This is a genomic window from Labrys monachus (assembly GCF_030814655.1).
Taxonomy (GTDB): domain Bacteria; phylum Pseudomonadota; class Alphaproteobacteria; order Rhizobiales; family Labraceae; genus Labrys; species Labrys monacha.
In genome coordinates this window covers 3,722,570-3,746,754 of the sequence record NZ_JAUSVK010000001.1, presented here as the reverse complement: position 1 = coordinate 3,746,754, position 24,185 = coordinate 3,722,570, and the positions used below count along the sequence as shown (strand labels likewise).

The following is a 24,185-nucleotide window of genomic DNA, read 5'->3' as shown; positions in this document are numbered from 1 at the left end:
GGTGGAATCGTTCGAGACCTTCCGCGCGCCGGCCTTGCCCTTCGCCGGCATCAATGTCGACACCGACCAGATCCTGCCGGCCCGTTTCCTGTCCAAGCCCCGCTCCGGTGGCTTCGGCCAGTACCTTTTCCACGATCTGCGCTTCGATGAGACCGGTGCGGAGAGGAGTGGCTTCGTCCTCAACCAGCCGGCGTTTCGCAATACCCGCATCCTGGTCGGCGAGGAGAACTTCGCCTGCGGGTCATCCCGCGAGAACGCCGTCTGGGCCATCGCCGACTATGGCTACCGCGTGGTCGTCGCCTCGAGCTTCGGGGATATCTTCTTCAGCAACAGCCTGAAGAACGGCCTGCTGCCCGTCGTCCTGCCGGCCGAGGCGACGACGGCGCTGATCGCCGCCCTGTCGCGGGAACCCGGCGCGACGATCGAAGTCGACCTGGAGGCCCAGAGGCTCACCGGGCCGGACGGTGTGACCCATTCCTTCGACATCGATCCCTTTTCCAAGCATTGCCTGCTCAAGGGCATCGACGAACTGGACTATACCTTGTCCCAGATGGACAAGGTCGACGAATTCGAGCGGCGTCGCGCCGAGAGCGAAGGCTGATCCGCCACGATCGCCGAATGGAGGAAACGCACGTTGAGCGTCATACTGTACGTCAATGGCACGCCTTACAGGCGCGACATTGAAGACCGGATCCTGCTGGTCCAATTCCTGCGCGAGCACCTGCATCTGACCGGAACCCATGTCGGCTGCGATACCACCCAATGCGGCGCCTGCACCGTCATCATGGACGGCGTGGCCGTGAAGTCCTGCACCGTCCTGGCGGCCTCGGCCGACGGCGCCCAGGTCACCACGATCGAGGGCCTGGCACGGGGCGAGACGCTTCACCCCGTGCAGGAAGCCTTCCGCGCCCATCACGGCCTGCAATGCGGTTTCTGCACGCCGGGGATGCTGATGATGGCAGTCGACATGATCGCCCGGCACGGCGCGGCGCTGACCGAAGAGACGGTGCGCGACGAACTGGAAGGCAATCTGTGCCGGTGCACGGGCTACCAGAACATCGTCAAGGCCATCATGTCGGCCAGCGCGGCGATGAGCCGGCCGGCGCCGGCGTCGAAAGTTGCATCATGAGCATCGTCCTGCCGAATTTCAGCTATCACCGCCCGGTCACGCTGTCGGATGCCCTCGCGCTTCACGGCGGAAGCGACGACGCCATGTTCATTGCCGGCGGCCATACGCTGCTTCCGGTGATGAAGGCGGGCCTCGCCGCCCCGGACACGCTCATCGACCTGCGCGCCATCCCGGACCTGCAGGGCATCGACATCGCTGACGGCCTGCTGCGCATCGGAGGCGGCGCCACCCATGTCGCGGTGTCGAAGTCCGAGACGGTGAGGACGGCGATTCCGGTGCTTGCGGCCCTTGCCGGCTCGATCGGCGACGTCCAGGTGCGCAATCGCGGCACGATCGGCGGCTCCGTCGCCAACAACGATCCGGCTGCCGACTACCCGTCGGCCGTGCTGGCGCTGGACGCCACGGTCGTCACCGACCGGCGCTCGATCGCCGCCGGCGACTATTTCACCGGTCTCTATGCGACGGCGTTGGAGCCAGGCGAGATCGTCACGGCGCTGACCTTCCCGATTCCCGCTTCCGCCGGCTACGCCAAGTTCCGCAATCCGGCCTCGCGCTACGCGATGGCGGCGGTCTTCGTCAGCCGCCTCGGCGACGGCTCGATCCGGGTGGCGGTGACGGGCGCCGGCAATGAAGGGGTGTTCCGCTGGGCGGAGGCCGAGGAGGCCCTCGCGCGGGACTTCTCGGCACAGGCGCTCGATGGCGCCGCCCTCGATCCCGACAGCCTCATCGGCGACATCCACGCCTCCACGGCCTATCGGGCCAACCTCGTTCGCGTCATGGCGCGCCGGGCAGTCCAGAACCAGGGCAAGGCCAGCATCTTCAGCTGAACCGGGACGCCGACATTCCCATGCCGCCGCCGGCTTCGGCGGAAATATGCGAGAAGGGAGAGGGGCGACCATCGATCCCCGCCTCCGATCCTGTGCTCGGCTGCCGCAGGGCGTGGTTCACGCCGCCTTTGCGAGGCGACGATAGACCTGCTGCTCGAAGGCGCCGTAGAGCCTCAGCACGCGCGGATCGCCGAAGGGCAGGATCTGCGTCATCACCACGCCCCCGAGGCGCTTGGTGCGGTCGATCCAGAAGTAGCAGTTGGCGAGGCCCGCCCAGGTGAGGCTGCCGGCACTGCGCCCGTTCGGGGCGTCGGCGGTGTTGATGAGGAAGCTCAGCCCCCATTTTTGCGACATGCCGGGGAAGAAATCGGTATCGTTGGCGAGCTTGGGCAGGACGGGCCGCAGCACGCCGGCCTCGATGTCACCGATGGCGTTGCGCCCCATGAGATCGACGGTTTCCGGCTGGAGCACGGCCGTGCCGTCCGGTGCGCGCCCATCGTTCAGCATCATCCGGATATAGGCGATATAGTCGCCCGCGGTGCCATAGAGCCCGCCGCCGCCCATGAAGAATTCGGGCTCCTGGGAGATCTCGTGATCGATCGTCTCCAGAGAGCCGTCGGGATGCCTCTGGTGGACGTCGGCCCGGCGCGCGCGCCGCTCGGGATGCACGATGAAGGCGGTGTCGTTCATGCCGAGGGGCTTGAACAGGTGCTCGGTCAGATAGGCCTCCAGGGATTGCCCGCTAAGCGCCTCGACGACCTGGCCGACCCAGTCGATGCTGATGCCGTATTCCCACTTCTCGCCGGGATCGGCCGCCAGCGGCTGGCCGAGCGAGCTCAGCTTGCAATCGACCAGCAGCGGCACGCCGTTCTCGCGCATGTAGCGCTCCACCGAGGCGTTCCAGATGTCGTATCCGAAGCCCGAGGTGTGGGTGAGGAGATGGCGCAGGGTGATCGGCCTCTTCGCCGGCCTGAGGAGGGGCTTGCCGGCGGCGTCGAAGCCGTCGAGCACCTGCGGCGCGGCGAGGGCCGGGATGATGCGGCCGATCGGCTCGTCGAGGGCGACACGCCCCTGCTCGACCAGCTGCATGGCGCCGGTCGCGACCAGCGCCTTGGTCATCGAGGCATACCAGAGCACGGTATCGAGGCTCATCGGCACGCCGGTGGCGAGGCTGCGCACCCCGAAGGCGCCCTCATAGAGGCGGCCGCCGCGGTCCGCGGCCATCGCCACGACTCCCGGAATCTCCTTCGCGTCCACCGGCTCACGAAGAAGGCTGTCCATCGCCTGGACGTCCACTATCGTCATGTTCTCGCTCCCTGTGCGGCGCCCTGTCCCGGGATGCCGAGATCGGGTCTCGACAATTCGCCCGCTATGTCTTCCATCTGCTCGCCGCCCGCCATCAGCGACAGCAATTCGGCGCTGCTCTTCTCGCCCCGCCTGAAGCTGGCGGCGACCCTGCCCTGGATGAGCACGGTGAAATAGTCCCCGACCAGCGTCGCATGATGCGCGTTGTGGGTGATGAAGACGATGCCGACCCCCTCGGCGCGGGCCGCCAGGATGAAGCGCAGCACCGTGGCGGCTTCCTTGACGCCGAGGGCGGAGGTCGGCTCGTCGAGGATGAGGACACGGGCGCCGAAATACATCGCCCGGCCGATGGCGAGAACCTGCCGCTCGCCACCTGAAAGCGCGCCGACGAGCTGGTTGCCGTCGCGTACCCTGGTGATGCCGAAGCGGCGGATCTGCTCGAGCGCGATGCCGTTGGCCTTGTCGATGTCGAGGCGTGCGAACGGTCCCCAGCCCTTCTTCGGCTCGGCACCGAGGAAGAAGTTCCGCCCGACGCTCATCAGGGGAATGGTGCCGACATCCTGATGCACGGTGGCGATGCCCCGGGCGCGGGCATCGCGCGGATCGCTGAAGCGCGTTTCCTTGCCGTCGAGCAGGATGGTGCCGTCCGACGGCTGGTAGAAGCCCGACAGCACCTTGATGAGGGTGGACTTGCCGGCGCCGTTGTCGCCGAGGAGGCAGACGACGCTGCCCGGCGGAACGCGGAGCGAGACGTCGCTCAGGGCGTGGACGCCGGCAAACCGCTTCGAGACGTTGCGCAACTCGACGAGAGGGGTGGCTTCGGACGGCATGGCTTCATCCCGTTGCTGGAAATGTCGACTTCGCCATCCCCGCCCTCAGCTCGAGCTCATGGCGAGACGGCGGAAATAGTGATTGGTGAGCACGGCCAGCATCAGCAGCACCCCGAGGAAGAGCTGCACCCAATCGGTGCTCCATCCGGTGTAGAAGATGCCGATATTGATCACGCCGAAGATCACGGTGCCGAGGAACACGCCGAAGGCCGAGCCGTAGCCGCCGCCCAGCAGCACGCCGCCGATGACGGCGACGATCGGCGCCTGGAACACATAGCCGAGCCCCGCCGTGGCATTGCCTGAATGGTATTCGACTGCCTGGATGACGCCGACCAGCGCGGCGCCGGCCCCCGTCGCGACAAACAGCGCGGTCTTGACCAGGCCGGTCGGCACGCCGGCGCCGCGGGCGGCGACAGGGTTGCCGCCGGTCGCGAAGATCCAGTTGCCGAACGGGGTGCGGGCGAGCGCCCAGCCGCCGAGGAGGGTGACGGCGAACCACCAGAGGATGGCGATGTTGGCCTGGCCCCAGGTCGCCGCGAAAAGCGAGTCGGCGAGCGGCGGCGACTTGACCGAGACCGACGTCGTGTTGCTCAAAACGCGTGCCAGGCCGAGCGAAAGCCCGCCGACGCTGAAACTCGAGGCCAGCGTGACGATGAAGGAGGGCAGACCGGTCCGCACCACCAGGAAGCCGTTCAGGAGCCCGACGGCGACGCCGAGGGCCAGTGCAGCGGCGATCATCGGCCAGATGGACAGGCCGAACAGGGTGGTGCCTATGGCGACGGTGATGGAGGAGGCGCCGACGACGGCGCCGACCGACAGGTCGAATTCGCCGGCCACCATCAGCAGGCCGACGGGGATGGCGATGATGCCGAGTTCGGCGGAGGTGTTCATCCAGCCCGCGGTGCCGTCGAAGGTGGCGAAGCCCGCGTCGTAGGCCGTGGCGGCGAAGAAGCCATAGACCAGCACTGTCGCGATGAAGGCGCCGAACTCCGGCCGGCGCGTCAGCCCGGACCATGAAAAGCGCCGCGCCGGCGCTTTTGCCGCCGCTCCCCTGTCGCGAAGTTCCTGGCTGTAGGACGTCATGCAAGTGCTCCGCTGGATGAACGGCTCGAGGCCCGGCGCTGCGGCGGACCGGCGTGCCGGTCCGCCTTTTCGTCGGCGGCGTGCGTCAGGAGGCGCCGCGAACGCCCGGGAATTGCTGGTTGACCTTGAGGACCTCGTCCACATTGTCCTTGGTCAGCATCAGCGGGCCGGTCGAGATCTGGCCCATCGGCAGCATCTTGAACTGGACGTACTGATAGGCCGCGAGCAGCGCATAATAGCCGTCGAGATAGGGCTGCAGGTCGGCGATGAAGAGCAGATCGCCGTTCTTGAGCGCTTCGAGCGAGCCGAGCGAAAGGCCGAGCGAACCGTTGACGATCTTGCGTCCCGACTTCTTGACCGCATCGACCGAGGCGACGCCCTGCACCGCGCCGATGGTCCAGATCGCGTCGATCTTCCTGTCGCCCTGCAGGGCGCCCTTGATGGCGTTGACGACGAAGGTCGGATTGCTGGCGTCCGAGAACTGGATCATCAGCACCTTGGAATCGCCGCCGGCCGCCTTGAAGGCGTCGTTGTAGCCCTGGCAATCGAGGTCCAGCGTGGTGTTGCCGGGCACGTGGTCGACGCAGAGGCCGAACTTGGCGCCCGCTGCGACTTCCCGCTCGCCGACGGCCCGGCCGAGATCCCGGGCGCTGAAGCCGACATAGGAGATGGCGCCGTCCTGCTGCCAGGACGCGCCGCCGTCATGCTGGATGATGACGGGAATGCCGCTGGCGGTGATCTGCTTGATGATCGGGTCGAGGGTGTCGGGAAAGTAGTTGCCGATCACCATGGCGGCCGGCTTCTGCGTCGCCGCCTGCTTCACCAGCTTGGCGTAGTCGGCGACGAAATTGTTGGGGTCGGTGCCGGTGATCCACTGATAGTTGACGCCGAGATCGCGGGCGGCGTCGTCGGCGCCTTTCTTCATGGCGCCGAAGAAGGGGTCCCATTGCGGGCCGGCGAGCATGACGATCCTCGGCTTGCCCTGCGCGGCGGCGGGGCTCGCCCCTCCGAGCCCCGCAAGAAGAAGGGCGGCGGAAACGGCCGCGACGGAAGACTTGCCCAGCCTGGACAGCGTGGCCTTCAGCAGTTTCATGTTCTCCTCCCGGTTCCCGACTGGCTGCTGTGCCGCCCGGATACTGGAAGGAATTTTTAGGACACCGCCCGGCGTGTTCTGAGTCGTCGTTCAGCATGCACCCATCGCGATGCGCGATCATGATAGGGCGTTGACGCCGTGTGCTGCCGCGCTTACCCGTCGAGACGCGAGGCTGCCGCCCCCTCGCCCCGCAGCGCGGGGAGAGGGCAAGGGAGAGGGGCAGCGCATATGGGGTGGGGGCGGCGTAAACCTGCAAGGGATTTCCGTCCTCTGACGGTCCAGGGACTCTCCATCGCCTCTCCTCAGCCCAGTTGTTCGGCCATGCGCCGCCTGCGGGCCCGCTCGCCGGCGGCGTTCAGCGTCAGGGCGACGAAGAGGATCACGCCGTACATGATCTGGATGTAGAAGATCGAGACCTGGGCGAGGGTGAAGAGCGTTTGGATCAGGAAGAGCAGCGTGCCGGCCGCCGCCGCCCCCAGCATGCCGCCGCGGCCTCCGTTCAGGGCGATCCCCCCGAGCGCCACCGCCGAGATCGAGGTCAGCGTGTAGGGGACGCCGACGCGAGGGTCGCCCGAGCCGAGCGCGGCCGTGAACACCAGACCGGCGACCGCGGCGAGCAGGCCTCCGATCACATAGGCGATGATCCGGACCCCCGTGACGTTCACGCCCGAGGCATAGGCCGCGCGGGCATCGCCCCCGACGGCGAGGAGATTGCGCCGGTAGGCCGTGCGTTCGAACAGCACCCAGAGGAGCCCGAGGCCGACGAGCAGCACCAATACGCCCGAAATGCCGCCATGATTGTTGGCGAGGCCGACGAGCCAGGCCGGTGCCTGGCCGCCGGCCATCGGCAGCATTTCGAGGGTGATGCCCTGGAAGGCGAGGAAGGTGCCGAGCGTGGCGATGATCGGCTGCACGCGGACCACCGCGATCATGAAGCCGTTCAGCAGTCCCGACAGGGCGCCGACGGCGAGGCATGCACCGATCACCGTGAAAGGGTCGGCGAAGCCCTGCGGCACCAGGATGGCGGTGACGAGCGCATTCACCAATCCGGCGAGAGGGCCGACGGACAGGTCGATGCCGCCGTCGCCCGACATCACGGGCGCCGTCTGGGCGAGGGCGGTGATGATGAAGGGGGCGACGCCGATCAGCATGCCGTTCCAGTTCGAAGGATCGGTGAAGGCGGGGCTGATGATGGCGTTGAGCGCGGTGAACACCACCACGGCGGCCAGGATCGGCCAGGCATAGCTGCGGCTCTTGATCCAGTTCATGCCGATGCTCCCATCGTGGCTTCCAGGGACGTGCGGTGTTCGAACATGGCATCGATCAGCGCTCGTTCGTTGAGCGCTTCCCGGCCGATCACGGCGCTCACGGCGTGGTCGTGGAAGACGACGACGCGATGGCACAGCAGGCAGAGCTCGACGAGCTCGGTCGATAGCAGGAGGATCGACATGCCGCCGGCGGCGAGGGCGCTCAGCACCTCGTAGAGGTCCCGCTTGGCGCCGAGATCGACGCCGCGCATGGGGTCGTTCAGCACGAGGACGCGGGGGTTCCTGGCGATCAGCCGGCCGAGCAGGGCCTTCTGCTGGTTGCCGCCGCTGAGGGACGATATCGGCGTGTGCGGGCTTGCCATCTTCACCTTGGTCTGCCGGCAGACCTGGTCGGCCATGCTCCTGCGCCGCGACGAACTGAGCATGCCCCAGCGCGCCACCGAACCCAGCGCGGAGATGGTGACGTTGTCGAGCACCGACAGCGGCGCGAAGATGCCTTCCGTTTTGCGGTCGCGGGGGAGGAAGGCGATCCTAGCGCGGGCGGCGTCGCCCTGCGACCGGATCGTCGCCTCGCCGGCCCGCACGCTGCCGGACGGCGCCTGGCGCGTGCCGGCGATGCATTCGAGGAAGGCGAGCTGGCCGTGGCCCTCCAGGCCGCCGACGCCGATGATCTCGCCGGCATGGATGTCGAGGTCGAAGCTGCGCTTGCCGCGCAGGACCGACAGGCCGCGCACCATGATGACTTTCTCGTCGCGCACCGCGCCGAGCGGGCGCGAGCCCGCGCCCTCGGCCGCCTTTGCGCCTTCGCGCGTCGACATCAGTTCGAGCAGCTTCTCGCTGGAGAAGTCGCCGCGGTCGAGGCTCGCGACGCTGCGGCCCGAGCGCAGCACCGTCGCCCGGTCCGCCAGGCTGTCGATTTCGTCCATGCGATGGGACACGAACAGGATGGAGCGCCCTTCCGCCCGGAAATTGCGCAGGGCGGCGAACAGCCTGTCGCGATCCTCGATGTCGATGGCCGAGGTGGATTCATCGAGGATGAGCAGGCGCCAGGGCCGCATCAGCGAGCGGGCGACGCCCACCAGCTGGCGATTGGCCAGCGACAGCGTGCCCGTCAGCCGCTCGACGTCGAGATCGCCGATGCCGACGACGCTCAGCGCCTCGCGCACCAGCGCCTGCTCGCGCGCCGTGCCCGCCTTGCGGCGGATGACGCCGTCGAGCCCCAGCATGACATTGTCGCGGATCGACATGTCCGGCAGGATCAGCGTCTCCTGGAACACCGTGGCGATACCGGCTTCCTGGGCGGCGCGCGGCGAGCGGAAGCGGGCGGGCTTGCCGTCCCATTCCAGCGTGCCGGATTCGGCTCTCACGATCCCGCTCAGAATCTTGATGAGCGTGCTCTTGCCCGAGCCGTTCTCGCCGACGACGGCATGGATCTCGCCCGGCTGGACGCGGAGCGAGCAGGAATCGAGGGCGATGGTCTCGCCGAAGGTGCGCCGGATGTCGCGCGCTTCGAGGAGGGGGCGGTCCGCCGGTACCGCAGCGAAGCTCTCGCCTCTCATGCTGAAGGCCATGTCTTTGTTCATATGCGCATGCTCAAGGGGGGCTCGCGGCCATAGAGGGCGACCAGCCCCACGATCAGGAAGCCGAGGAAGATCTGCTGTGCCGCCTGGTCGAGCCCGAGCCCGACCAGCAGCGTGCTGAGTTCCGTCACCACGAGGCAGCCGGCGATCGTGCGGCCATAGCCTCCGCGCCCGCCGGTCAGCGACGTACCGCCGACCACGACGGCGGCGACCGTGGTGAAGAGGTAGGCGGTGCCGACGGTCGGGTCGGCCGCGCCGCTGAAGCCGGCGAGGAGGATGCCGGTCGCCGCGGCGAGGACGGCGCTGAGGGCGTAGACGCTCATCCACACGAACAGCATCGGCACGCCGGCGACTTCGGCGGCGCGCGGGTTGGCGCCGGCGGCGAAGATCCAGCGGCCGAGAGTCGTCCGGTGTTCCAGGAAGAGGATGCCGGCGGCGATCACCATCCATACGACGACGGAACCGGGCAGGGGGATCGGCCCGGTCTGGCCGATGACCGAGACCATGTCGACGAGCCAGTCGGGTACGAAGCCGGAAACCTCGCCATGCGTGCCGGCCCAGATCGCGCCGAAGATGATCGAGCCGGAGGCCAGGGTGACGACCAGCGGATTGAGCTGGAGGTAGCGCGAGGCGAACCCGTTGGCGAGACCGATGAGCGCGCCGACGGCGAGGATGAACACCGTGACGGAGAAGGCGGAGTAGCCGGCGCCGTAGAGCAGCGAGAACAGCACGTTGGCAAGGCCGATGACGGCGGGGATGGACAGGTCGAAGCCGCCGATGACGATCGTCAGCGTCTGCCCGATCGATGCGATGCCCAGCAGGCTCGACAGCAGCAGCAGCGAGAGCAGGCTGTTGATGTTGGCATAGCCTGGAATGAAGATGTTGATGACGAAGAACAGGCCGATGGCGAGGAGGAAGGGGACGCCGGGCCCTGCCGCTCGCCGGAGGATCTGCAGTGCGGTTTGCATCGCGTACACCCGTGATCGCCGGCCGGCGGGCCGGCGCATTGGACAGAATGGGAGGCCGCTCGCGCGCCTCCCCGGACGAAAGAAGCGTTCGCGCGGAGAGGCTCCGCGCGAACGCCGGGTGGCGGAAGACGGCCTATTGCTTGGCGACGATCTTGACCTGCGCCCGGGGCTGGCCGCCGGTGAAGAACTGGTCGAAATAGGCGTCGGGCACCAGATGCAGGTCCTTGCCATTGGCGAAGCAGGTGCTCTGCACGGTCATCGACGGGTCGTAATAGTCGTTGAAGTTCTCGGCCGTGATGCTCGGCAGCGGCATGAAGATGGTGCTCACCTTCGGCTTCTGGCCGGCCATCATGTGAAGGGCGGGGATGAAGGCGGCATAGGCCATCGGCCCGCCGTCCTGCACGAAGGTGTTGGCCGTCAGCTTCTTCTCCTTCCAATAGGCAAGCAGGCTGCACAGGTTCGTCACTTCCGTGATGATCGGGATGGGCCGGCCCGACTGCTCGAAGGCCTGGCCGATGCCGACGCCCATATTGCCGGTCGAGAACGCCGCCTGGATCGGCTGCGGATGGGTGGCGAGGAACTTCAGCACTTCCGACTTGGCGACGGAGCCCGTCCACATGCCGAACAGGCTGCCGGCCACCTTGATGCCCGGATAGGGCGCGACGGCCTGGCGGAAGCCGGATTCCTGGGCGACGGTGTTCGCCGTGCCCGGCTGGCCGTTCATGACGATGACGTTGCCCTTGCCGTTCAGCTGCTTGGCGATCCAGTCGCCCTCGAACTGGCCGCGGTAATAGGGGTTGGTCGCGACGTTGAGGGCCTCGGGGCAGGTGACCGTGGAGTCGATGGTCACGAACAGGATGCCCTTGTCATAGGCCTCCTTGATGCCGGAGCACAGGCCGGTGGCCGAGCCCGGATAGCTCATGATGATGTCGCAGCCCTGGGCGATCTGGGCCTTGAGCTGGGTGAGTTCCAGATTGATGTCGCCGTTGGAATTGGTGACGTTCAGGTCGGGCTTGGCGAGACCCTGGTCGGCAAGCTGCTTGGTCAGCGCCCGCAATTCGGCGACGAGGTTGGCGCGCCAGGAATTGCCCAGATAGGAATCATTGTGGCAGATCTGCCATGGCGGCGGATGCGGCTTCCAGTCGGAGAACGGGTTGGCGATGATGTCGCTGGCATACCAGTAGCCGCCGTAATATTTCTGGGCGTCCTTCGGCACGGCGGACAGCGCCTTGGCCTGCTGCTCCGCCGTCGGGTCGGCGGCCTGGGCCGCCGGCATGCCGGCAAACGCGATAAGAGCGGAACAGGCCGCCACGGCGCAAAGGCGCAGGGCTCCTGCCGCTCGATCCCTCCACGAAGTCATCTTCATCCTCCCTTGGTGAAACAGGGCCGGACGCGCCCTCGAATCCCGGTCGCTTCCGGCCCGGCGGGCGCTTGTGCCCCGCATCGATGCGAGCCCGCCTCCGGCGGCGAGGCCGGGGCGCGCTTCTTGCCGGCAATTTATAGGAACATGAATCTCGCCGGCGAAGTCGTGGTTTGGAAGGGGCGCCTCGTCCTTTGCGATGGACCGGCGTATTGGCCGTCATGCAGGCGCGACTAGACGAGCTGCATTCGAATGGAGCGCGGGCCCGCCGCGTTCTTTTACTGTGGAGGCACAGTTTTTCAGAGCAAAGCCGCGGGGGCTTTGCTTGAGAATGCTCGGGGTGCCGCGCGGCGTGCTCCGGCTTCCCGCCTCAATCCGTGCCAGGCACCGCGTAATTCGAGCGGAATTCGTCCCAGCCCGTGCGGATATGGGCCTCCATGGCGCGGACCGCCTCGTCCGGATCCCGGCGCTCCAGCGCGGCGAGCAGCGCCGCGTGCTCCTCGAAGACGCGCATCGGCCGGCCCGGCATCGTGCTCAGCATGTCCAGCGGATATTTGGCCCAGAGAATGCGCACGAAGTCGATCGTCTGCGGCTGGTTGGCGAGTTCGTAGAAGCGGAAGTGGAAGCGGAAGTTCTTCTCCTGGAGCGTGGGGCGCGTCTGCGTCCTCACCGCCACCAGGAGATCGTGGTTCACGGCCTTGAGGACGTCGAGATCGTGCGGGGTGATGCGCCGCGCCGCCTCCAGGGTCAGCCGCGTCTCCAGCACCTGCCGCAGGCGGTAGAGCTCCTCGGCCCCCTCGACGACGAACGGGGCGACCACCGCGCCGCGATGGGCGACGACGGCGACATAGCCCTGCGCCTCCAGCAGCCGCAACGCCTCGCGCACCGGCGTGATCGACACGCCGAGCATGCTGGCGATCTCGGCCTGCTTCAGCTTCTGGCCGCGTGCGATGACCCCGACGATGATCTTCTCGCGCAGGACTTCGGCGATCTGGTGCTCGACCGTCGTCCTCGACTGCAGCGCCCAGTCGCCGCTGCCGTCGGCCAGGGGGGCCTTCCTGCCGGCGCGGCGCGGCAGCCGCGCGAGGGGCTCGAGGTCGGTCATGCCTCTCCTTTCAGGATGCCCGGCACCCAGGACCGCGCCGGCCTGCCCTCATCGAATCAGACGCGGATCGTAACGCATTTGAGCTGCGTATAATGATGCAGCGCCTCCACGCCCTTCTCGCGGCCGTGGCCGCTCTGCTTGTAGCCGCCGAACGGCGTCTCGACGCCGCCCGCCAGGCATTCGTTGACCGCGACCTGCCCGGCCTGCAGGGCCGAGGAGACCCGCAGCGCCCGGCTCAGATTCTGCGTCCACACCGTGGCGACGAGGCCGTAATCGGTGTCGTTGGCGATGGCGATGGCCTCCGCCTCGTCCTTGAACGGGATGACCGTCACCACCGGGCCGAACACTTCCTCGCGGGCGATGCGCATGCTGTTGTCGACACCGGTATAGATGGTCGGGGCCACGAACCAGCCGGCCTTCAGCCGCTCTTCCTCCGGCAGGCTGCCGCCGACGAGCGCCGTCGCGCCGTCCTCGCGCGCCACCTGGTAGTAATGCTGCACCTTCCTGTACTGCGCCTCGGTGGTGAGCGGACCGATGCGGGCATCCTCCTCCGGCCCGACCGTCAGCTTGCGCACCTCGCGCGCCAGCCCTTCGGCGACTTCGTCGTGGATGGATTCATGCACGAGGCAGCGCGTGCCGGCCGAACAGGTCTGCCCGGCGTTGAAGGTGAACACCCAGGCCGAATTGGGGATGGCGCGGGCGAGGTCGGCATCCTCGAAGATGATGTTCGGCGATTTGCCGCCGAGTTCCAGCGTCACCGGGATGATGCGCTCGGCCGCCACGCGCCCGACCTCCCGCCCGGCGCGCACGCTGCCGGTGAAGGCGATCTTGCGCACGTCCGGATGCTCGACCAACGCGGAGCCGGCCGAGGCGCCGTCGCCGAGTACGACATTGAGCACGCCGGCGGGCAGTTCGCACGCCTCGACCGCGATCCTGGCGAGCGCGACCAGCGTCGAGGGTGTCTTTTCCGAGGGCTTGGCCACCACCGTGTTGCCGGCCGCGAGCGCCGGGGCGATGCCGCGCGCCGCCTGATTGATCGGCACGTTCCACGGCAGGATCACGCCGACGACGCCGAACGGCTCGCGGCGGGTGAAGGAATGGTAAGCGGCGCCGAGATCGATGGTTTCGCCGTGCAGCGCGTTGACCATGCCGCCATAGAACTCGAAATATTGCGCGGCCACCTCGATGTCGGCGAGCGACTGCCACAGCGGCTTGCCGGTCTCCTCCGATTCGATCGTGGCCAGCGCCTGGCGCGTCTCGCGGATCTTGGCGGCGATGGCGAGGAGCACGCGGCCGCGGACGATCGGGCGCACGTCGCGCCAGGCCGGAAACGCGGCCGAGGCCGCATCGACGGCGGCCGCGACGTCCTGCGCGTCGCCGGCGGCGACGGTGGCGATGGCCTTGCCGGTCTTCGGATCCTGGTTGGGCAGGTAGCGGCCTGAATGCGGCTTGCGCAGGCTGCCGCCGATATAATGATCCAGCCTTTCGGCGGTGAGGCCCATCGTCGTCGCGGCGTTCTCGTTCATCTCGATCACCTGGAAAGGGAAGGGCGCCCGACCTCCGGCCCGGCCTTGAGCCTGCGGCCGGGATCGAATTCGGGCGTGGTCAGGCCGTCATTGTCCGGCCCGGACCGCCCGATTGCAAACCTGCGCGCCGGGCGCAGGGGCGATATCACGTACGTGATTTCTCGGCCCGGGCGTGCCGGAACGCTTGAATTCGGGGCTGCGAGACGGCGGAGTCCCGCCATTCCCGCACGCAGCGCCGCCGCGGCCGAGTGCCGGCGGCGGACCGAAGATGGAGGATCGCCCATGCCCGAAGAGGACCGATTGGTCATACCCGTCGACGCCGTCCGCGACGGCGTCAACCGGGACCCGGAATTCGCCATCGCCGGGCGGTTCTGGAACGCCCGCATCCGCTTCTACACCAATGAGGCGGACGAATATTTCATGCAGATCGAGAAGGGCATGGTGACGGATTTCCGTAAGGGCACCGACGGTTACCAGTCCTCGACCATCTATGTGGGCGGCCCGCGCGCCACCTGGCGGGCGATCCTCGAGCCGATGCCGAAGCGCTTCTGCAACGATTTCTTCCCCGCCGCCATCCATGCCGGCATGCGGCTCGGGGGCGATCTGTCCTCCCTCTACGCCTATTACGGCGCGCTCCAGCGCATCGCCGCGGTGATGCGGGCCGAAGTCAACAGAAGCAGGGCGTAAGGGAGCTGAACATGGCGAAATTCGCGAAGGTCGACTGCGGCTATCTCTATCTCACCATCGACGGCGTCGAATACCGCGTCTATCTCGAACAGGCGGGCACCGGCATCCCGGTGCTGTGCCAGCACACGGCGGGCACCGACGGACGGCAGTTCCGCCATCTCCTCGAAGACGAGGAACTGACGAAGCATTTCCGCTTCATCGCCTGGGACCTGCCCTATCACGGCAAGTCGCTGCCGCCGCTGACGCAGCGCTATTGGGAGACCGGCTACAAGCTGCACATGGATTGGTTCATGCGCTTCGTGCTCGATCTCGCCGGCGCGCTTGAGCTCGACCGGCCGGTGTTCATGGGCTGCTCGATGGGCGGCCTGCTTGCCACCGACCTCGCGCTCTACCATCCCGAAAAATTCCGCGCCGCGATCGCCATCGAGCCGCTGATCAAGAGCCCCGAGCCCGGCACGCTGACCGACTGGTACTGGCACCCGACCGTCTCCAACGACAGCCGCGCCGCCCTGCAGCACACGCAATGCTCGCCCAACAGCCCGGAGGCGCATCGGCGCGAGACGATCTGGATGTACAGCCAGGGCGCCCCCTGCGTCTTCCCGGGCGACCTGCATTATTACGTCGAGGAGCACGATCTCACCCACACGGCCAAGGACATCGACACCTCGAAGATCGACCTCTACCTCCTCAACGCCGATTACGACTGGTCGGCGACGGTGGAGGAGGGCCGCGAACTGGCCGCGATGATCCCCGGCTCCAAATTCGTGCACATGACCGATATCGGCCACTTCCCGATGGCGGAGAACCCGGCGCGGTTCAGGGAGTATCTGGTGCCGATCCTGGAGGAGATCCGGGCGAAGGCGGGGTGAGGGGAGGCGGAGCGGCTGGCGGGAGCGGCCGCTTCGCGCAGGCATCCGCCGCTCAGGCGGATCGGCCGCAATCCGGGAACGGGCATGGGAACGTGCAGCGCTCCTGGCCGGGATAGGGAAAGGGGGGCCGGGCTTCGACGGACGGACGCTTGGCGAGGGCGGTTTCGGTGTGGGGGTTGATAGGCGTGTGGCTTCGATCCGAAGCAAGGCTCGCAAAGGTCTGTTTGGGGCGGGCTGTTCACTTTGGCGGAACGGCCGGTCTGGGGCCGATAGCGGAACGGCAGCTTCGTGATATCCGAAGGGCGCTAGCGGACATTTCCTTCGCCTGAAGTATCGGCTCGCGGACATTGTCCGGGCCATCGTCGCCGATAAGCGTGTCACACCGAGCCACGGTTGAGAGCGCCGCTTCTTACGAAGAGCCAAAACACGGGCTGGTGCAGGAAAAGCGGCGGATGATCTCCAGCCAGGCTGGCGAAAGCTTGGGCGAGCGGGTCTGCAGAGATCCTGCCGGGCGATTTGCGATGTCTGCAGGCGCTGCCCCCGTACGTCGTAGCGCGGGTCTCCATGGCGGACTGACTATCCGAACAGGTCAGGCTGGATCATCTCGTCTAGCCGGATAACACCCAGCAACTGCCAAGTCTGCGGCCTTTTGGCTTGGTTGCCCAGTGCGAAGGCCATGCCTTTGCTGGGATACTTTTTGTCGTAAACAGCTCTCATGCGATCCAGTGCACCTGCCTCGCCGTACTCGGCTTGCCAGCGCCAGAACATCGCGTGGGTCTCCCAGTCCCCGTTCTGATAGTTATGGTGACCGTCGTTGTCGTCGAATTCAAACCGAAAATCGAATGGTGGAGCCCCCGGGTATAACTCGCTCCGGACAGGATCGTGGGTTGGTGGGCCCTAGCGCCGCAGAGAGGCCATGGCGTCGCCGACCGATGAGACGCGCTCGCGATGGCGGATGGCAATCTCTTGCAAATGGATCTGGCGGCCGCCCATTCTCATCCCTGAGCCGCCTTCCATCCGAACCAATCGTCATGTGCCACGTCGTCCTCTAAGTGACGGAAGCGGTCGACGAGCAATTTCCTTATGGCATTGAAATCCGGCGTTCGACGCAGCACGCTTAACCCCCAGCTCTGGGCGACGGTGCCGATAGAGACCTGCATAACAATGGGAAGCTCCTCCGCTTTGAGCCATTCGCTTCTGAAGGGTGGTGCTGCCGTACCTTCGAGGAGCTTCTCAGACATGGTCGCCATGCGCTTCCTCAAATCGCCATATGCAGCGGCGGACATCTCACGCGGATCCACCTGAAGGGAGCGATTGAGGGTGATGTTGAACAGTATTAGGACGAGCTCCCAATCCTTTACCCCGAGGTCGTGCTGGTCCTGAAGGATTTTTCTCGTTCTGCCGTTGGACATGAGCCCGGGGACGACCCGCGCGGCGAAGGGCCCCATTCTTCGGTAGCGGTTGGAGATCATCTCGGTCGCCTTCTCGGCTGAGTAGATGGTCGCGTCGCCCTTGGGACCGCTGAGCTCGGACGCGGTCAAAGGGTCGTAGTCGGGCCTGGAGCCTTGGAGCATCAGTCGGCCATCCTCGCGCTCGAAGTCGGCCATCGCACGAGCTTCCTGCATTAGCAGGCTGCGGAAAAAGTCTTCCTCGAAGCGTTCCATGGTGATTCACTGCTGGTGCATGAACGGGAGGGGATCGATGCGCGGAGCGGATGTTCGGACGGAGAGTCTGTTCTCGTATGTGAGCTGCGAAGCTCGGGTTCCTGCGGATCATCCGCTGCGTGCGATCCGTGCGATTGTCGACGAGGCGCTGGAGGCGCTGTCGCCGGAGTTCGACAAGCTGTATTCGCGGCATGGGCGTCCTTCGATCCCGCCGGAGAAGCTGCTGCGTGCGCTGTTGCTGCAGGCCTTCTTCACGATCCGCTCGGAGCGGCAACTGATGGAACAGATGGATTACAATCTGATGTTCCGCTGGTTTGCCGGGCTGTCGATGGATGCGCCGATCTGGGATGTGACGGTGTTCACCAAGAACCGCGAGCGCCTGCAGGAAGGCGATATCGCCGCCAAGTTCCTGGCTGCGCTGCTGTCCCAGCCGCGGGTGACGGCTTTGCTGTCGGAGGATCATTTTTCGGTGGACGGCACCCTGATCGAGGCCTGGGCGAGCATCAAGGGCTTCAAACCCAAGGCCGATAGGGCCGACAGCCCGGATAAGGGCGATGATGGCGGTTCGGGCAGCGTCCCGCCGGCTTCCGGTGCGGCTCCGGAAGGCAAGCCCGCCGGCGGACGGAACGCCGAGCGCGATTTCCATGGCGAGAAGCGCAGCAACCGGACCCATGCCTCGACCAGCGATCCGGATGCCCGGCTCTACAAGAAGGGCCGCGGCGCCGCGGCCAGGCTGTGCCATATGGGGCACTTCCTCATGGAGAACCGCCACGGCCTGATCGTCGACACCGAACTGACGCTTGCGACCGGCACTGCCGAGCGGGAAGCGGCCCTGAGCATGCTCAGGCGCCGCAACGCCCGTCATCGCATCACGGTCGCTGCCGACAAGGCCTATGACGTGGCTGGCTTTGTGGCGGATCTGCGCAGTATCAAGGTCACCCCGCATGTGGCGCAGAACACCACCAACCGGCGTTCCGCCATTGACGGGCGCACCACCCGGCATGCCGGCTACGCTCTCAGCCAGCGCATCCGCAAGCGGATCGAGGAAGGGTTCGGCTGGATCAAGACCTGTGGCGGACTGAGCAAGACCCGCCATCGAGGCACTGAACGCGTCGGTTGGTCCTTCACGCTGACGGCGGCGGCCTGCAATCTGATCCGATTGCCCAAATTGATCGAAATCAAAGGATAACTGCGCCAAAATGTCGGAAAACGCATCCAAAATGCTGTTTTGGCAGCGGTCATTGCATGAAAATCGGCCGCCAAAATCAAACCGAGCCCAAAAAATCAGGCCCTCAGCCAAAATATGCGGCCACGCAACACGTTTTTCCGCAGCCTGCTAAGCCCTCGCTTGATCTCGAGGAATTCGGCGAGATTACTGGGACCACGTTCTTCGCCGGCGAGCCACCGCTCCCTCAACGCCTGATACTCGGCATCGACCGTAACCGGGGGGAACATCTCGGACGGTACGGACAAATAATGCTCGGCGATCCAGAACGTATCTCCGTCGCTGAGCATATCTGAGATCGTCTGGCCGTCGAACAGGTCCAGGTCGGCCTTGTGCTCCTCGCGACAATGGGCTTGCAACTTGTGCCGTAAGGCGACCGGGACATCGGGAACGCAGAAATAGGCGACCCTGTCCGGGCGCGCTCCGCCCCCGAAGATGGTGCTCAGGTCTGCGCGGATCTTGGCCTCGATTCGCTTATTTAGGGTGCAGGCGAATACGATGGTGCTCCCCGAGGCCTTGGCGACGAATGCGCTGCCCGCTATCGCTGACTTGCCGAGGTACGTCCGGAATGTCTCAAAATCGCGACCCTGGTCGCCGCCCGATTGCACTGGGCCGGTCGCCCTGACGACGTTGGATGCGACTCGTGCGCGCGCCAGTTCGAAGGCGAGGTCTTCGAAGCGATGGGCTTCGTTCCCCGCGCCCATCTGCTCGAGCTGGAAACGGATGAACTTGCGCAGCGAGATTCGATTTGGAGCCATTCTGTACGGTAGCTGCATCTGGAATTCGAGAGAAGTGGTGCTCGTGGCGCAGATCGCGATCAAGGCGCGCCGGCTGCGGGATTCAACGATGCCCACCCCAAGGCTCCAGCGTGAGATCCCAGCCCGTGGGATGTTTTCTCCAAAACATGACCGGCTTCTTCCCACCTCGATTGGCCGGTACCAAATGTCCGCTTATGGGAAATAAAAGATGGTATCCGAACGACCGCCATGGGGCGCAAAGCTGAGGTTAGCGACGGCGTGTGGAGAAGGCCGGTATGGGGCCGAGTGCGGACCTCTTTCTGTTGCTTCGCGCAAGAGCTGTACCCAGAAGAGCAATTATATAGCGGCACGATTTCTGAAACTGTCCCCTCCACAAGCCACTTGCAGATACTATCGCATGCGCAGATTTGGCTCGTCCTTGAGCAGGCCGGCCACGAAGTCGACGAAGACCTTGATCGCCCCCGTCATGCGCCGCGTCGTGGAACTGACGGCCTGAATGGGATAGAGCCGCGGCCTATAGTCCTCCAGGACCGACACCAGCCTGCCGGCCTCGATATCGCCGGCAAACATCCAGTTCGGTCCCTGGGCCAGGCCCATCCCTGCGAGCACTGCCGCATGGACACTTTCGGGGTCGTTCGTGCGGAGCGGTCCGAACGGCATGATGGCGATGGGGCCTTCGGAGGTCTTGAACTTCCAAGTCTTGGAATTGCCCTGGAAGGTGAAGGGCAGGCACTTGTGGTGAGCTAGATCATCGGGGCTAGCCGGCGTTCCGTATTCTGCGAGATAGGCGGGCGAGGCGACCACGGCGGCCTCCACGCAGCCGATCTGGCGGGCAAGCAGGCTCGAGTCCGGCAAGTCGCCAATGCGGATGGCCACGTCGACGCCATCCTCGATCAGGCTGACATAGCGCTCGGACACCTCCAGATCGATGGTCAGGTCCGGGTGCCTGGCGAACAGCGCCGGCAGTCGCGGGCTGATCAGCCGGTTGGAAAAGACGGGCGAACAGGTCACCCGTAGACGGCCCCTTGCGGACAGCTCTCCCGAACGGATGCGCGCCTCCGCCGCTTCCAGATCGCCAAGCATGCCGGTGGCGAAGTCGTAGAATTCCTGCCCCTTTTCGGTGACGCTCAGCCCGCGTGAGCTGCGCCGGATCAGCAAGCTGCCCAGATGGGCCTCCAAGGCGGCAACTTCCTTGCTGACGGTCGACTGCGACACGCTCTCCGCCTTGCCGGCGCGCGAGAAGCTCTCGGTTTCCACGGTTCGGACGAACAGGCGCATCCTCTTGAGCTGATCCATCGTCTCGCTTTCGGGCCGTCGGTATCGGGTATGACAGCACAAATCGGAATAGAGAGAAAGCCCAGTATTCCGCCAGGGAATTGCAGCTATTCGGATGACCACGATTGGCAATCGCCAGCCAGTCCGTAGGTAGAGGGCATTCCCGGCCGTTGCCGGGTGTCTCACCAACGGAAGAGGCCCGCATGTCCAGGCTAAGTGGAAAAGTCGCCGTCATCACCGGGGGAACCACGGGGATGGCATTGGAAACGGCAAGGATCTTCGTGGAGGAAGGCGCCTATGTCTTCGTGACGGGCCGGCGCCAAGACGTCGTCGATGCAGCGGTCGCCTCGATCGGGGAGAACGTCACCGGTATTCAGGGCGATGTCTCCGACCCCGCCGATCTCGATCGCCTATTTGCCGCCGTCAAGGCAGAGAAGGGCCATATCGACGTGCTGTTCGCCAGTGCCGGCGCCGGCCATATGGGCGAGCCGGTGGCGAGCCTATCGCCCGAATTGTTCGATCACACCTTCGACGTCAATGTGAAGGCCGTGCTGTTCACGGTTCAGAAGTCCCTGCCGCTGTTTCGCGACGGCGGCTCGATCATCCTCAACAGCTCGATCGCGCATTTGAAGGGCATGCCTGGCGCCAGCGTCTATAGCGCCAGCAAGGCAGCTGTCCGCGCCTTCGCCCGCGGCTGGACGATGGAGCTCAAGGAGCGCGCCATCCGCGTGAATGTCATCAGTCCCGGGCCCATCGATACCCCCTTTACCCAGCCCGCGCCGCAGGGTTGGAAGGATGCGATGACGGCGATGGTGCCAATGGGTCGCTTCGGCCAGCCACGCGAGATCGCCACCGCTGCGCTGTTTCTGGCGTCCGAGGATTCCAGCTTCATCACCGGCATCGACCTGTGTGTCGACGGTGGGCTGACCCAGGTCTGATCGAAGCGGAGCGCGGTCATGACGCCAGTGCAGATCCATGTCGCCCAGGTGCTCGCCCTGGTCGCGTTATCGCTGCTGACCGGCTTGGCAATCCTGGCGGGTCGCGGCTTCGACATCCTGAAGAACGGCCGCCCCTTGCGCTACTACGAGGAGTTCAATGGCGCCTCGATGCTGGCCTATGTGACGCGGCCGACGCGCCAACTGGCTAACCAGTTCGAATATCCGGTGCTGTTCTTCACCCTCGCGGCAGTCGCCATTGCCGTTCCCGTGGAGAGTGCATGGCTTGTGAGCCTCGGCTGGTGTTATGTCGCGCTGCGCTGGATCCATGCCCTGATCCACCTGACGCTCAACCGGCTCTATCTGCGCACGCCCGTCTTCATGGCCAGCAACGTCGTGTTGCTGACCATGTGGATCATTCTGGGCACCTACATCCTGGCGTAAGCGCAACTGGCTTCAATCGCCTCTTTCACGCAGTTCCGCGATCACCTGCGCCAGCGCGCTGGCGAACCCGACGATCGGCCGGCGCTCGGGATAATAGAGGCAGAAGCCCGGACCGGGCGGCATCCAATCGCCCAGAACGGCAACGAGCCTCCCCGACGCGACATAATCGGCAACTTCGGCTTCAGCTACATAGGCAAGGCCCGCGCCCGCCAAGGCCGCGCGGGTGATCAGGCCATGATTGTCGAGGCTGAGCGACCAGGGCACATCGACCCACATCGCCTCGCCGTCCTTCTCGAATTCCCATTCATAGGGCGCCCCGCTCGGCCAGCGAATCCGGATGCAATCATGGGCGCCGAGATCATCGGGATGAACCGGGCGAGGATGGGTCTTGAAGTAGTCCGGCGATGCAACGACCCGGTGGCGCAGACCGTGATGCAGGGGAACGATGGTCATGCCGGGCGGAACGCCGTTGGCCACGCGTACCCCGGCGTCGAAGCCTGCCTGCACGATATCAACCAGGCGCCCCTCGGTCACGACATCGACCTTTACGCCGGGATAGCGGCGGAGGAATTCGGTGACGAAGGGAACCAGAATCTGATGCCCCCCGGCGATGGAACAATTGATCCGCAACGTCCCGGTCGGACTGCCCCGTTGGCTGCGGGCGGCCTCGGTGGCGGCGTGGATATCGGACAAGGCTGGCGCGATGGCACGCACGAAGTCATGGCCGGCCGCCGTCAGGCTCACCCGCCGGGTCGTCCTGTCGAAAAGCCTCACGCCTAATTCATCCTCGAGCCCGGCCACGGCATTGCCGATAGCCGTTGGAGAAAGGCCCAGATCCCGCGCTGCGGACCGAAAACTGCCGCGGCGGGAGATCGCCAGGACGGCTTCGAGTTCGAGGAGTTTCGCTGGTCGCATTATCGCGGTTTCCGTTACTCTGAGATCCGTTTTATCTCAATTGTCGCGACGATCAATTCCTCCTAGTTGAGAGGGCAAAACCCAACGATTGGTCTGCAACGGCCCTGGCCTGTTCTGCGAGGAAATCCTGAAATGACCTTCACGCCCGATGATATTGCCGGCTCGGCCCGCGTGCTGCTGGGCCATTCCGATCTTCTTGTCCGCCCCGTCGGGCTGGGCTGCATGGGCATGTCGCAGTTCTACGGGGCGGCTGATGACGCCCAGTCGACCAGGACGGTCCGCGAGGCCTTGGACCTCGGCATCGACTTCATCGACACCGCCGACATCTATGGCGCGGCCAATATGTTGGTCGGTGATGAGAACCGCGGCTTTGGACACAATGAGCAACTGATCGGTGGAGCGATCGCCGGGCGCCGAGACGAGGTCGTGCTGGCGACCAAATTCGCCGTCCGGCTCACCGAAGACGGCAAGGGCGTCCGCATCGACGGACATCCGGCCTATGTCGCCTCCGCTTGCGAGGCGAGCCTGAGCCGTCTAGGCGTCGAGGTCATCGACCTCTATTATGCCCATAGGCTCGATCCCAAAGTGCCGGTCGAGGATACGGTCGGCGCCATGGCCCGGCTGGTCGAACAGGGCAAGGTGCGCGCCATCGGCCTCAGCGAAGTGAGCGCGGCCCAGCTTCGCAAGGCCCATTCCGTTCACCCGATAACGGCGCTGCAGTCCGAATATTCGCTGTGGGAGCGTGGCGTGGAGGCGGAAATGCTGCCCGCCTGCCGAGAGCTCGGCATTGCCTTCGTGCCGTTCAGCCCGCTCGGGCGCTCGATGCTGACTGGTGCGGTCACCGCCGGGACGCGCTTTGCCGCGGGCGACTTCCGGATCACCGATCCGCGCTTCTCGGCCGAGAACCTCGCCACCAACTTTGCCGCGGTCGAGGCACTCACGGCGCTGGCCGAGGGCAAGGGCTGCCGTCCGGGCCAGATCGCGCTCGCCTGGCTGCTTGCCCAGCCATTCGACATCGTGCCGATCCCTGGCACCAAGCGCATCGAATATGTGCACGAAAACCTGGCCGCGACCAATGTGCCCTTGAGCCGCGACGAGATCGCCTATCTCGGTGCCGCCTTCGCGCCGGATCGGATCGCAGGAGCGCGCTACGCCCCAAACGATCCCGGGCGACGCGTAGATGAAGACTGAAACTGCCGGAAGATTGAAGTCGATACTCGAAACTTATGACCCGTTGCCGAGCGAGATATAGAGCTCGTTGCAGCGCCTGTAGCCTGGTCGGCATGAACGTCTGCCCTTGGGAGTCGGCCCAACCAAGCTGAATGGCCGAGATGGGCGC

Annotated in this window: 23 protein-coding genes and 1 pseudogene; 9 read left to right on the top strand and 15 right to left on the bottom strand. The window is 65.7% G+C overall.

What is annotated here, in order from left to right; all coding sequences use genetic code 11:
* The first annotated feature begins 1 nt into the window (after window position 1).
* Genes leuD through J3R73_RS17005 form a run of 3 tightly spaced genes read left to right on the top strand, consistent with a single transcriptional unit; the run spans window position 2 to window position 1,956 of the window.
* Window positions 2-601 carry a 3-isopropylmalate dehydratase small subunit gene (gene leuD, locus J3R73_RS17015; RefSeq protein WP_307429213.1) on the top strand — a complete coding sequence of 200 codons (600 nt, stop codon included), beginning with the start codon at window positions 2-4 and terminating at the stop codon, window positions 599-601.
* Between the two features lie 33 nt (window positions 602-634).
* Window positions 635-1,129, top strand: a complete 495-nt coding sequence (locus tag J3R73_RS17010; RefSeq protein ID WP_307429211.1) for a (2Fe-2S)-binding protein — start codon at window positions 635-637, stop codon at window positions 1,127-1,129.
* The gene (locus J3R73_RS17005) at window positions 1,126-1,956 is read left to right on the top strand and encodes an FAD binding domain-containing protein (RefSeq protein WP_307429208.1); all 831 of its coding nucleotides are present in this window, start codon (window positions 1,126-1,128) and stop codon (window positions 1,954-1,956) included. Before J3R73_RS17010 ends, J3R73_RS17005 begins: the two co-directional genes overlap by 4 nt.
* A 117-nt stretch (window positions 1,957-2,073) precedes the next feature.
* On the opposite strand, the gene J3R73_RS17000 is transcribed toward J3R73_RS17005, so the two are convergent.
* The 10 genes from J3R73_RS17000 to J3R73_RS16955 form a co-directional block, all read right to left on the bottom strand.
* A complete protein-coding gene (locus tag J3R73_RS17000; RefSeq protein WP_307429206.1) occupies window positions 2,074-3,261 on the bottom strand; it encodes a serine hydrolase domain-containing protein in 1,188 nt (395 codons plus the stop codon).
* On the bottom strand, window positions 3,258-4,091 hold the full coding sequence (locus J3R73_RS16995) for an ATP-binding cassette domain-containing protein (RefSeq protein ID WP_307429204.1): 834 nt from the start codon (window positions 4,089-4,091) through the stop codon (window positions 3,258-3,260). Before J3R73_RS16995 ends, J3R73_RS17000 begins: the two co-directional genes overlap by 4 nt.
* A 45-nt stretch (window positions 4,092-4,136) precedes the next feature.
* Complete coding sequence (locus J3R73_RS16990; RefSeq protein ID WP_307429200.1) at window positions 4,137-5,174, bottom strand: ABC transporter permease; 1,038 nt, start codon at window positions 5,172-5,174, stop codon at window positions 4,137-4,139.
* 85 nt (window positions 5,175-5,259) lie between these two features.
* Window positions 5,260-6,267, bottom strand: a complete 1,008-nt coding sequence (locus tag J3R73_RS16985) for a substrate-binding domain-containing protein (RefSeq protein WP_307429197.1) — start codon at window positions 6,265-6,267, stop codon at window positions 5,260-5,262.
* Between the two features lie 302 nt (window positions 6,268-6,569).
* On the bottom strand, window positions 6,570-7,535 hold the full coding sequence (locus J3R73_RS16980; RefSeq protein WP_307429193.1) for an ABC transporter permease: 966 nt from the start codon (window positions 7,533-7,535) through the stop codon (window positions 6,570-6,572).
* Window positions 7,532-9,118: a sugar ABC transporter ATP-binding protein gene (locus J3R73_RS16975; protein WP_307429191.1), complete on the bottom strand. Its 1,587-nt coding sequence runs from the start codon at window positions 9,116-9,118 to the stop codon at window positions 7,532-7,534. Before J3R73_RS16975 ends, J3R73_RS16980 begins: the two co-directional genes overlap by 4 nt.
* A complete protein-coding gene (locus J3R73_RS16970) occupies window positions 9,115-10,083 on the bottom strand; it encodes an ABC transporter permease (RefSeq protein ID WP_307429188.1) in 969 nt (322 codons plus the stop codon). Before J3R73_RS16970 ends, J3R73_RS16975 begins: the two co-directional genes overlap by 4 nt.
* A gap of 133 nt (window positions 10,084-10,216) precedes the next feature.
* Complete coding sequence (locus J3R73_RS16965) at window positions 10,217-11,359, bottom strand: substrate-binding domain-containing protein (RefSeq protein ID WP_307429185.1); 1,143 nt, start codon at window positions 11,357-11,359, stop codon at window positions 10,217-10,219.
* Window positions 11,360-11,813: 454 nt separating this feature from the next.
* Window positions 11,814-12,548, bottom strand: coding sequence for a GntR family transcriptional regulator (locus tag J3R73_RS16960; RefSeq protein ID WP_307429182.1), 735 nt, complete (start codon window positions 12,546-12,548; stop codon window positions 11,814-11,816).
* A 56-nt stretch (window positions 12,549-12,604) separates the two neighbouring features.
* On the bottom strand, window positions 12,605-14,074 hold the full coding sequence (locus J3R73_RS16955; protein WP_307429179.1) for an aldehyde dehydrogenase family protein: 1,470 nt from the start codon (window positions 14,072-14,074) through the stop codon (window positions 12,605-12,607).
* A gap of 282 nt (window positions 14,075-14,356) precedes the next feature.
* Here J3R73_RS16955 and J3R73_RS16950 point away from each other — a divergent pair, with 282 nt between their 5' ends.
* Together J3R73_RS16950 and J3R73_RS16945 are read left to right on the top strand one after the other, a co-directional pair.
* Window positions 14,357-14,761, top strand: coding sequence for a hypothetical protein (locus J3R73_RS16950; RefSeq protein ID WP_307429175.1), 405 nt, complete (start codon window positions 14,357-14,359; stop codon window positions 14,759-14,761).
* A gap of 11 nt (window positions 14,762-14,772) precedes the next feature.
* Window positions 14,773-15,630: an alpha/beta fold hydrolase gene (locus J3R73_RS16945; protein ID WP_307429172.1), complete on the top strand. Its 858-nt coding sequence runs from the start codon at window positions 14,773-14,775 to the stop codon at window positions 15,628-15,630.
* A 576-nt stretch (window positions 15,631-16,206) separates the two neighbouring features.
* On the opposite strand, the pseudogene J3R73_RS16940 reads toward J3R73_RS16945, so the two are convergent.
* Window positions 16,207-16,470 (bottom strand): annotated as a pseudogene (locus tag J3R73_RS16940) (DUF8757 domain-containing protein); the annotation flags it as partial.
* Between the two features lie 155 nt (window positions 16,471-16,625).
* Window positions 16,626-17,294, bottom strand: coding sequence for a hypothetical protein (locus J3R73_RS16935; RefSeq protein ID WP_307429166.1), 669 nt, complete (start codon window positions 17,292-17,294; stop codon window positions 16,626-16,628).
* Window positions 17,295-17,331: 37 nt separating this feature from the next.
* Between J3R73_RS16935 and J3R73_RS16930 the strand changes: the two genes are divergently transcribed.
* Window positions 17,332-18,483 carry an IS5 family transposase gene (locus J3R73_RS16930; protein ID WP_307429163.1) on the top strand — a complete coding sequence of 384 codons (1,152 nt, stop codon included), beginning with the start codon at window positions 17,332-17,334 and terminating at the stop codon, window positions 18,481-18,483.
* Window positions 18,484-18,578: 95 nt separating this feature from the next.
* On the opposite strand, the gene J3R73_RS16925 is transcribed toward J3R73_RS16930, so the two are convergent.
* Together J3R73_RS16925 and J3R73_RS16920 are read right to left on the bottom strand one after the other, a co-directional pair.
* Window positions 18,579-19,373, bottom strand: a complete 795-nt coding sequence (locus J3R73_RS16925; RefSeq protein WP_307429159.1) for a hypothetical protein — start codon at window positions 19,371-19,373, stop codon at window positions 18,579-18,581.
* Between the two features lie 294 nt (window positions 19,374-19,667).
* Window positions 19,668-20,555: a LysR family transcriptional regulator gene (locus J3R73_RS16920; RefSeq protein WP_307437438.1), complete on the bottom strand. Its 888-nt coding sequence runs from the start codon at window positions 20,553-20,555 to the stop codon at window positions 19,668-19,670.
* Window positions 20,556-20,755: 200 nt separating this feature from the next.
* Here J3R73_RS16920 and J3R73_RS16915 point away from each other — a divergent pair, with 200 nt between their 5' ends.
* The gene (locus J3R73_RS16915) at window positions 20,756-21,490 is read left to right on the top strand and encodes an SDR family NAD(P)-dependent oxidoreductase (RefSeq protein ID WP_307437433.1); all 735 of its coding nucleotides are present in this window, start codon (window positions 20,756-20,758) and stop codon (window positions 21,488-21,490) included.
* Between the two features lie 18 nt (window positions 21,491-21,508).
* Window positions 21,509-21,931 carry an MAPEG family protein gene (locus J3R73_RS16910; protein ID WP_307429156.1) on the top strand — a complete coding sequence of 141 codons (423 nt, stop codon included), beginning with the start codon at window positions 21,509-21,511 and terminating at the stop codon, window positions 21,929-21,931.
* A gap of 12 nt (window positions 21,932-21,943) precedes the next feature.
* On the opposite strand, the gene J3R73_RS16905 is transcribed toward J3R73_RS16910, so the two are convergent.
* Complete coding sequence (locus J3R73_RS16905; RefSeq protein ID WP_307429154.1) at window positions 21,944-22,846, bottom strand: LysR family transcriptional regulator; 903 nt, start codon at window positions 22,844-22,846, stop codon at window positions 21,944-21,946.
* A 132-nt stretch (window positions 22,847-22,978) separates the two neighbouring features.
* Between J3R73_RS16905 and J3R73_RS16900 the strand changes: the two genes are divergently transcribed.
* Complete coding sequence (locus J3R73_RS16900; RefSeq protein ID WP_307437430.1) at window positions 22,979-24,037, top strand: aldo/keto reductase; 1,059 nt, start codon at window positions 22,979-22,981, stop codon at window positions 24,035-24,037.
* Window positions 24,038-24,185 lie beyond the last annotated feature (148 nt).